Here is an 8,069-nt window from a genome sequence, read left to right on the forward strand (position 1 = left end):
AGGAAGATGGGGGAAACCGCCTGCGGCGGCTTGCTGGGAGAGAGGGCCGCGCGCCTCTCTCCCTACCTAACGAAACAAGGGCGTACAAAGCGGAAGCGCCGAGCTGCCCGCCAGCGGGATCAAGTCAGTTCGACGCTGGAGAAAGTTCGTGGCCCTGAGACCGGTTTAACAGGGCGGCCGTAGGAGCATCAGCATAGCGCCGCCGCAGGCGGGATGCGGGAACGACAGCCCCCGGCGAAGGGCGCCGTATGATGCATCCCTGGACAAACGCGGCAACGGAAGTGTTCAGAGAACGGTTGTTGGGCTTGGTTCCAATGACAAGGTGGCTTCCGCCATGAAGCGCGCTGATTGCCGCCTATCAGCGTATGACGCATAGTGAATATCAGACGGGAGGGGATGATGTCTGGCCATGCTCTAGGCGAATATACTGGCGTTTTACAATTCCAGCCGCTGTCCGACGGCCGCAGGATGAAACTACTCAAAGACTTCGGTTTCAAAGATGCGGATGGAACACACTGGCCAGTTCCGCGCCGTACAATAGTTGACGGCGCATCGATACCGCGAGCCCTTTGGTCACTGGTCGGCGGCCCATTTGAAGGAAAGTACCGCGACGCGTCCGTGGTACACGACTACTACTGCGACATTCGAAGCGCGGATTGGCGATCAGTTCACCTGATGTTCTATCGGGCAATGCGGGTGTCGGGTGTCACCGAGCGTCGCGCCAAGGTCATGTATGCTGCAGTTTATTTCGCAGGCCCACGTTGGAGCGAAACGGTCGTTGATAATGTACGGCTTGGCCGACCTGCGATACCAACCGCGCTCGGAAAGGACGTGATGTTTAGCACTAGGCACGATCCGTTGGTGCTTGCTGTCAGTGATACGATCGAGCGTGATAAAAAATCGGCCCGCGAGTGGGGCGAGAGAATTTATGCCAGCGACGAGAATTCCGAAATCATCCTCAACGTGGATAAACTCGTCGAGGTGGTGGACCGAGACAATCCGCCCCTGCGGGACCTTGAGGCAGCACTCGACGGCGCCGTCTACTTCATCACCGACGACGAAGATGCTCCACGGGGCGTATCGGTCGGTTCCTTGGCGCCAGAGATTGAGCGCTGAAGATGTCGGAAACGCCTCCGCCTCCTGTCCGAGTGCAATTCAACGGTCTGTATCGACCTGACATTGCTTTGCTTAACGAGAGCCTCATACCCTATGGCCGCTGGAGTGAGGCACATATCGCGGCGCTACTTCCGGTTGCTGTGACATTGCCAGCCAAAATCTCGCAGCGCCTGGACGTTTTGAAGGGATATCTTGTCGAAGATGGCTGGCCGCCGCAGGTGCCATTGAATGCAAGGCAGTTTGTCGGGGACGCCGTTTATCAAATGATACCGATCGTCCAGGATGACATCGCTTCAGGCATCAGATTGATGGCCGCTTCGGCGATCCGAGACGACGGATCTCGCGACGTTGCAATACGCGATCAGGTTCTCTCATCGTTTCTTGCGTCGAAGATGTTGTCGACCGCTCGTGCGCTAACCAACTTCGTGTTGGAGGGGGAGATCCCCTTGGATTGGGGCGGTGAGTTCGATGGGCTGCCCCAAATTTATTCAAACGATATCATCCAAGGACTGTCATTCCTTGCCGACAAATCCCACGGCTGGGCAGGCTGGACGGATGCCGACCTGTGGGTAGGTGAACGAGACAATCGCTTCCGGCTGTTCGTTCCAATTTGCCCCAAGCCGGGGGACGCCAATGACGTCTATTCGCTTTCGGCGGAGGAAGTTCAGCAACTCATCATCCCACAGCTACTTGAATCAAGTCGGAGCGATCAGCTTGTTTGTGCTTCAATACGCCGGCTTGCATTCGAGCCGTGGGCATCCCTTTCGCACGGATTGGTCGTTCGCAATGAGGTGTTCGTTGATACCGAGACCTTTACCGCAAGCTATGGAGCGAAAGCCAAGATCGCAAGTATCTCCGCGGATCGAACTGCCATCTGGCTACAACGATTTCCCCCAAACGAACGCAGGCGCCAATTTCTGAAGATGGAAAGGTCATTGGAGCCGGTCTCTAGCGAGGTTGAAATCATAATTGAGAAAATGGCAATATTCGACTCGTAAGCGCTGGAGCGCGGGTAAGCGAAGGCGCACCTATAACTTGCGTGGCAAAAGCGGCTCACCGCGACGATCAGCGCCCTGCGGGCAAGCCGCGTTCGGTCGTGGTCGCTCCATCGGTGCTCGAGAAAGTTCCTGGTCCTGGACCGGTTCAACAGGGCGGCCGTTGGAGTAACGAATTCCCGTTAGCGCTGCGGTGAGGAGGCAGCACTTGCGACCGTAAGGCTGTTGCCCTCGCCTAGCCCTTGGTAGAGCGCGGCTTGCGTTTCGCGGCCGCGTCCTGGGGCTTACGCCCAAGGCCGAGAGACTTGGCGAGCGCCGACCGGGTCGCAGAATAGCTTGGAGCGACCATCGGATAATCCTTCGGCAGCCCCCATTTCGTCCTGTACTCATCCGGGGTTGAGCCATGGCTGGTCGCCAGGTGCCTTTTGAGGGATTTGTATTGTCGGCCGTCCTCAAGGCTGATGATGTAGTCCGGGAAGACCGAGCGCTTCGGATTGACTGCAGGCTTCTGCTCAGGACTTGGCTGCTTGGGCTCGTGGATAGCCCCCCGACAACGCCGCGTTCACGCTCGCAATCAGGCCGGGCAACTCTGATACCGGCACCGGGTTGTTCCCTACATAGGCCGACACAACATCTGCCGTCAGATGGATCAGGTTCAAGTCATTGTCGTCGGCCAACCGCGTTCCTCCGTCGCCATAGTCAAGGTGTTGCGTCATAGCAAAAATGCCCTGAAGCCACCACCCTCAGCATTCTTGCACCAACATCCTCCGCCGCGATTAATTCGCCCGCTGTTGGGCATGTCGCCACAAGGCGAGCGGATAGTGTGACTGGATTGCAATCCTCGCAGCAGGGAGAGTCCGCCACCTAGTGGCTTAGTAATTTTGTAATTGAATCTGCGGGGCCGCCTGTACATTTGATAATTTTTGGTGATAATTTTGTCGGGGTATTGGGGGGATTGCTCCATGAGCAAAGTTGCTGCCATCGATATTGCCGTTCGTATGCAGATTGCTGCCGACGACAAAAAAATCGGCCTTGCCGACACCTTGAACATCGCTCGCACTGGCTATACCGACTCCAAGCAGGTCTCGAAATTTCTGCTGGGCGTTTCCCGGAATCTGAAGCTCGATTCGCCCTCTCGCACTTTCAGATGGTCGACGCTCGACCCAGTCAGGCTCCTATCTGAAAGGCTGGATATCGTTATCGGTTCTATCGTGGAAAATACCGACATAACGGAGCCCTAAGATGCCCACTATGGAAGAAGAAGGAGAGCCTGGGTTCAAAGAAGATCCCCGTGTCGAAGAGGAAACCTCGGGCTCGTTTCTCGAGCTTCCTGTATTCTTCGACTTTACACCGGTAGGTGAAGCGCTCGACCAGGCGAAGCGACACAAGGCGATCGCTGTCGTACGCGACGACGGCACGAGTTTCTGGCTATCCACGACCAGAGATCTCCAGACAGCCGCGAATGGAGACCGTTTCGTTCCGCTACAAAATATGCCTGCGGTCAGGTTGTCGGAACTGGAACCCACACAGCCGGCCATCCGCGTCTTCCATGCCGACACCCTGGCTTATGTCGTGCAGCAGTCTGATGCGGCGTTATTGGGCTCGCCTTCCCATCAGGTTTCGGCGGAAGGGTACGTGGCCATTCTTGCGATTCCAGACGATGTGTTCGATCTGAACCGCATTGTTCGGCGCCAGTGGCGATGCCCAGTCGATGGCGAGAGCTACGATCTCAGTGGCAAATGTCCGACACACCGTAAAGAACTCGTGCAAGCCTAGCGGATCCGGTACTCATGTTCGGTCAAGCTCTCGACAAGATCGACACGTGGCTTGGCCGGTCCTTTCTGCTGGCCAGATATTTTCCCTGGCTCCTCTTCTGTTCAGCCAATCTTCTGTTTGCTTCGGCCGAGTTCCCGGCGGTGCGCAACTTCCTATTGGAAGAATATCAAAAGGCGGCGAGCGATACCCTCATTGACCTTCTTATCCTCTTGATCGCAGTGGCCGTGGTGGCATTCACCATATCGCCGGCCATCAGACCGATTACCAAGGTGTTGGAAGGACAGGGGGTCTGGAGACCAGTCGCCGAATTGCTCTTCCTGCGCCGCTCGCTGGAACGCCAGACGCTCATTCGCCAGCGCGAAGCCCTCTTCCAAAACCGGGCCGCCCTTCCAAAAGTGGACGACGTGGCAGACGCACTAGGCAACGCAAGAGAAGCTGGGGCAAAGGTACGCGTGGTGGCGGACACCGCAGCCATCGCAGCCGCCGAGATCGAGACACGCAGGCTCTGGGCACTGCTCTACCTTAATCAGCCCATAGGACAGGACCAATTGACCAAGACGATAAAGGCGCTGTCCAGGGCCTTGCATCGCAATTGTGCCGATGTGGTGTTTCTTGAGGACAGGAGCGAAGGAGCTGTTGCTTGGGCCAAGAGGCTAAGCGCAATTCAAAAAGAATTCATCGAGGTTCTGGCACCTTATGCAATAAACGTTGCTCAAGGCCAGGAGGCCATAGCTTTAGACACTCAGCAGAGCCTCTATGGCAAGGCCGAGCTCGCACCTACCCAACTCGGCAATGACGTCGCCGCGCTACGCAGCTACTGCGATACCCGCTACGGCTTCAATTTCGATTTCTTTTGGCCGCGCCTGCAACTCGTCATCAAGGACGCCCAGTTGACAGACAAACTCTCGGCGGCAAGGGTTCAGGTTGATTTTTCGGTACTGTGCCTGACGCTGACAGTGCTGTTCTGCGCGGCCTGGCTATTCATTTTAGCTGCTTGGGGGAAATCGCTGATGACGTTGGCAGGCCTAGTGGCTTTGGGGCCACTCGCCATCCGGACATGGCTATGGATGGTGCACGAAAGTTTCGCCGACTATGCGGAGCTGGTACGCGGTGCCGTAGATGTCAGCCGCTTTGATCTGCTGGGCGCTTTGCGTCGGTCGATGCCGACATCAATAGCAGAAGAGCGAGACCTGTGGACCGCCACGGCGCGCTCCCTCATGCTCGACGAGCAAGACATCAAGGTCGCCTATGAACACCCAAAACCGTAGAGCGGTGCCAGACCAATGAAACTGCCGGCGTGGGAACGTCCGTTGATCAGAGTCAGTGTCTCGCGGCTGCTGCTCGCCTTTGCTTACGTCGCCTCCGTAGCGATTATCGGGGCCATGGTTTACCACCGTACCTCCCCTGAGGAGCCTAAAGCGGTTAGGGCCTTGGACCGCAACCACCAGCTCAGCCCCGGTGATCTCGAAACGGAGGCAATTATCCCCTTGATGGGAAAGTATCTCGTGACGGGTGTCGGTCGAGGAGCCACAGTTGGCAGTGCACAGGTCACCGATGCCCCGCGTAGTAGCCTGGGCGTCACCAGCCTTGCCGTCGTCGTAACTGTGGCTGCCGATGCCATGCAGAAAAGACGTATTGCCGTAGGTGGTCGTCCATGGCTCTGCCTGAACAATCAAGCTGTCGCCGCAACCGACGAAGTACTGACCCTGAATTGCGACGACAAATTTTGCTCGGCGGTTGTAAGGCTAGCGCGTCCTCCAGCGGCGGTGACGACCGCAGGTTCATTGGCAGATGCCTGGTTGGACACAGATCCGAAGGGATGTGCGATTCCACCATAGCCTGGTGCGCCTTGAACGGGTCGGCATCGAGGACCTGCCGCGCAAGCTGGGACGCATACACACCCCCATGTGAATGGCCGGCCAACTATATTTTGCGCCGTCAGCGCAGCCTTCTCAGCAGGTCTTCATAAGCTCCAAGGTTGGGCAGATGGCCGGTGACACGCTTTACGATCTCCGGCCGATGACGCTTACAATGCGAATCCGGAAATCCGTCATAGCCGATTTCGCGCTCGGCACCGGCCGCGAGCAGGCGACACCAGGTCCGTATGTTCGCTTCGAGCTCAATGAATGTCTCGGTGCTCAGATACTGGTCAGGCAACTGTCCGTGAAAGAGCTTGTCCCGATACTGCTTGGCTACGCGTAGCACGTTAAACAGGCGGTCAAACTCGGCACCGACCATGTCAGCCACCGACACGCCAGAGAGGCGCTGGATGCCGTCTGCCAGTTTTTTGAATGAGACATCCGGCGCTTGATAGAGCGTTTGGCGCAGCTGCCGCCTGTTGCCGAGATCGAAAGCTTCCGACTGAAAGACCAGATGCGTAAAGAGCTTGCGGACTTGGCGCTCGGCGCGCAGGTACGTCAGGGTAAAGGCATCAACTCCCTTCGTCCGATGGTCTGACTTGAGAATTTCGTCGACGGGTCGGAATTCGTCATCAAGATTGGTATCCATGTCGCCATCCTCCCCGAGCAAAGTTATTATACAGTCGGTCAACCGGGAAGGCTCAAGGCGCGCGGCGCTAGCATGAGCAGGCTACTGCCCGGTACGTCGTCGGACCCCCCAAAGGCCAATGTCTACCGGCGACGCTGCATCAATCGTCGCGCGTGATCGTCTCAGGGTCTTTCCCACGTGTTACCGGGTTGACCGCACGAAGCTCCTTGAGCCCTACCCTTGCGTAGCTGGTAAGCATTCGTAACAGCTCGCGGTAGCCTGCCGCTGCCCTTACGTCGTCAGGGACGAAGATCCCCTTCTCGTCCATCTTGGAGGTGTCATATGGCAGAACTGGCACGCCGACCTCCTTGTAGGTTGCCAGGTACGGCGAAAATGGCATCAGCATGTTGCCCAAAAACAGATATCTCTTCCACACCGCGATGTAGCGCGCCTCGTCCGCTTCATCCTCCAGGAGGTTGAACCCTGGAATGCCAAGCGGCTCGTAATAGACGTTGATGTCGCCGACCTCGTTCTCCACCGCCCAACGGCGCTTCTTAATCCATTTGTCGAAGAATCGGCTTTGGAACTCGGCGTAAGTCACGAGTTCGATATTCGTGGCGTGCGCGGCAAGGATGGCGCCGGATTGAAACCCTTCCTTCGAGATGATGTAGCCGCGGTGAGCCCCGGCCTCTAGGCATCACCGTCCGAAACGCGTGCACCACATCCTGGGTAACTTTGCTGCTCCAAAATTTGCATTCGCACAGCGTGGTGATGGCAATCCCATCTGTAACTTCGATTGCCATGACATCGATGTTGGCCCCGCCGCGAGGGAAATCGAGGTGGACGCCGCGCTTGGCGTCCATGCCGCATTCTTCAAGGATATCTCTGACCGTCTCCTCCAACTCATGCCAGGTGTCGGGCATGTGGTGCGTAATCAGAGGCATTTACGTTTTTCTCTCACTTGGCAGCATTAGCCGGCTGCGGCGGCGACAGGACATCTGGCGGCGTGGTGACGTCTTCCAGCATGTCGGCCGCGCCGACCTCAAGGGCTCGATCGAGCAGTGCGTTAAATGCGCCTTCCTGCAGGCCGGGCGTCTTCTGGCGGTGATGCCAGCGGATCACGCGATGGGGATTCCAGATGATGACGTGGCTGATCTCGCCAGATCGCCCGGGCTTGATGTCGATGAATTTCAGTTCCTGCAGGAGCCGCATGCGCGTCGACCAGGTATAGGCGGCGCGCTGGCCGGTGAATCCGGCCGCATGCGCAAGCTCTTCGTGCTTGGCGGTATTGACCATGGCGTTATCCCAGGTCTCGCACCACAGGCCGATGTAGGTCGTCGACAGAGGCTTGCCGTTACTCATGTCGTCCATGATCTGGAGGATCAGCGGCATGGTTTTGGGGATGGTTGCGAAGCCCTTGTTGGCGAGCCGGTGCCAAATCAGTGTCTCCGCGCCCGGCCAAAGCAGGTCGCGCTGCGCAAGCTGCTTCTTGGTGATCGCGGTGGCTTCTCGTATTGAAGGCATTGTCATGTCCTTTGAAGGCCAGTTTGGACCTGGCTGGGGTTGCTATCGCCTTCTTGCGGTGTGGAAGCGCAGAAGGTGGGCCGGGTTTGGACCCGGGCCCGGTTGGTTGCCTCGGTTCTCATCAACAGGTTTGCAAGCTGTTTGAGCCGATGCACCTTAATATGATGCGGA

General features: G+C 57.4%; 10 protein-coding genes and 1 pseudogene. 6 read left to right on the top strand and 5 right to left on the bottom strand.

Going from position 1 to position 8,069, the window contains the following annotated elements:
- The first annotated feature begins 399 nt into the window (after positions 1–399).
- Entirely contained in the window at positions 400–1,116 is a 717-nt protein-coding gene (locus ACYG9V_RS00260; protein WP_352765868.1) for a DUF1353 domain-containing protein, read from the top strand.
- A gap of 2 nt (positions 1,117–1,118) precedes the next feature.
- A complete protein-coding gene (locus tag ACYG9V_RS00265) occupies positions 1,119–2,114 on the top strand; it encodes a hypothetical protein (RefSeq protein ID WP_352765870.1) in 996 nt (331 codons plus the stop codon).
- Positions 2,115–2,346: 232 nt separating this feature from the next.
- Here the strand turns inward: ACYG9V_RS00265 and ACYG9V_RS00270 are convergent.
- Positions 2,347–2,827, bottom strand: a pseudogene (locus tag ACYG9V_RS00270) (Ros/MucR family transcriptional regulator).
- 246 nt (positions 2,828–3,073) lie between these two features.
- Between ACYG9V_RS00270 and ACYG9V_RS00275 the strand changes: the two are divergent.
- The 4 genes from ACYG9V_RS00275 to ACYG9V_RS00290 are packed head-to-tail and all read left to right on the top strand — an operon-like array spanning position 3,074 to position 5,725.
- Positions 3,074–3,352 carry a hypothetical protein gene (locus tag ACYG9V_RS00275; protein WP_352765873.1) on the top strand — a complete coding sequence of 93 codons (279 nt, stop codon included), beginning with the start codon at positions 3,074–3,076 and terminating at the stop codon, positions 3,350–3,352.
- Position 3,353: 1 nt separating this feature from the next.
- On the top strand, positions 3,354–3,887 hold the full coding sequence (locus ACYG9V_RS00280; RefSeq protein ID WP_352765874.1) for a hypothetical protein: 534 nt from the start codon (positions 3,354–3,356) through the stop codon (positions 3,885–3,887).
- Positions 3,888–3,901: 14 nt separating this feature from the next.
- On the top strand, positions 3,902–5,155 hold the full coding sequence (locus tag ACYG9V_RS00285) for a hypothetical protein (RefSeq protein ID WP_352765875.1): 1,254 nt from the start codon (positions 3,902–3,904) through the stop codon (positions 5,153–5,155).
- A gap of 15 nt (positions 5,156–5,170) precedes the next feature.
- The gene (locus ACYG9V_RS00290; protein ID WP_352765876.1) at positions 5,171–5,725 is read left to right on the top strand and encodes a hypothetical protein; all 555 of its coding nucleotides are present in this window, start codon (positions 5,171–5,173) and stop codon (positions 5,723–5,725) included.
- Between the two features lie 100 nt (positions 5,726–5,825).
- On the opposite strand, the gene ACYG9V_RS00295 is transcribed toward ACYG9V_RS00290, so the two are convergent.
- From ACYG9V_RS00295 to ACYG9V_RS00310, 4 genes are all read right to left on the bottom strand, one after another.
- Positions 5,826–6,395 (bottom strand): hypothetical protein, encoded by a 570-nt coding sequence (locus tag ACYG9V_RS00295; RefSeq protein ID WP_352765877.1) that lies wholly within the window; start codon positions 6,393–6,395, stop codon positions 5,826–5,828.
- A 139-nt stretch (positions 6,396–6,534) separates the two neighbouring features.
- On the bottom strand, positions 6,535–6,975 hold the full coding sequence (locus ACYG9V_RS00300) for a hypothetical protein (protein ID WP_352765878.1): 441 nt from the start codon (positions 6,973–6,975) through the stop codon (positions 6,535–6,537).
- A complete protein-coding gene (locus ACYG9V_RS00305; RefSeq protein ID WP_352765879.1) occupies positions 6,929–7,318 on the bottom strand; it encodes a restriction endonuclease in 390 nt (129 codons plus the stop codon). Before ACYG9V_RS00305 ends, ACYG9V_RS00300 begins: the two co-directional genes overlap by 47 nt.
- A 13-nt stretch (positions 7,319–7,331) precedes the next feature.
- Positions 7,332–7,898 carry a hypothetical protein gene (locus ACYG9V_RS00310; RefSeq protein WP_352765880.1) on the bottom strand — a complete coding sequence of 189 codons (567 nt, stop codon included), beginning with the start codon at positions 7,896–7,898 and terminating at the stop codon, positions 7,332–7,334.
- Positions 7,899–8,069: the final 171 nt, after the last annotated feature.

The sequence above is a fragment of the Mesorhizobium sp. W016 genome (genome assembly GCF_054719485.1).

Excerpts from the sequence above, each read along its gene's own strand:
- ACYG9V_RS00260 (WP_352765868.1), top strand. The coding sequence starts at position 400 with ATGTCTGGCCATGCTCTAGGCGAATATACTGGCGTTTTACAATTCCAG.
- ACYG9V_RS00265 (WP_352765870.1), top strand. The coding sequence starts at position 1,119 with ATGTCGGAAACGCCTCCGCCTCCTGTCCGAGTGCAATTCAACGGTCTG.
- ACYG9V_RS00275 (WP_352765873.1), top strand. The coding sequence starts at position 3,074 with ATGAGCAAAGTTGCTGCCATCGATATTGCCGTTCGTATGCAGATTGCT.
- ACYG9V_RS00280 (WP_352765874.1), top strand. The coding sequence starts at position 3,354 with ATGCCCACTATGGAAGAAGAAGGAGAGCCTGGGTTCAAAGAAGATCCC.
- ACYG9V_RS00285 (WP_352765875.1), top strand. The coding sequence starts at position 3,902 with ATGTTCGGTCAAGCTCTCGACAAGATCGACACGTGGCTTGGCCGGTCC.
- ACYG9V_RS00290 (WP_352765876.1), top strand. The coding sequence starts at position 5,171 with ATGAAACTGCCGGCGTGGGAACGTCCGTTGATCAGAGTCAGTGTCTCG.
- ACYG9V_RS00295 (WP_352765877.1), bottom strand. The coding sequence starts at position 6,395 with ATGGATACCAATCTTGATGACGAATTCCGACCCGTCGACGAAATTCTC.
- ACYG9V_RS00305 (WP_352765879.1), bottom strand. The coding sequence starts at position 7,318 with ATGCCTCTGATTACGCACCACATGCCCGACACCTGGCATGAGTTGGAG.
- ACYG9V_RS00310 (WP_352765880.1), bottom strand. The coding sequence starts at position 7,898 with ATGCCTTCAATACGAGAAGCCACCGCGATCACCAAGAAGCAGCTTGCG.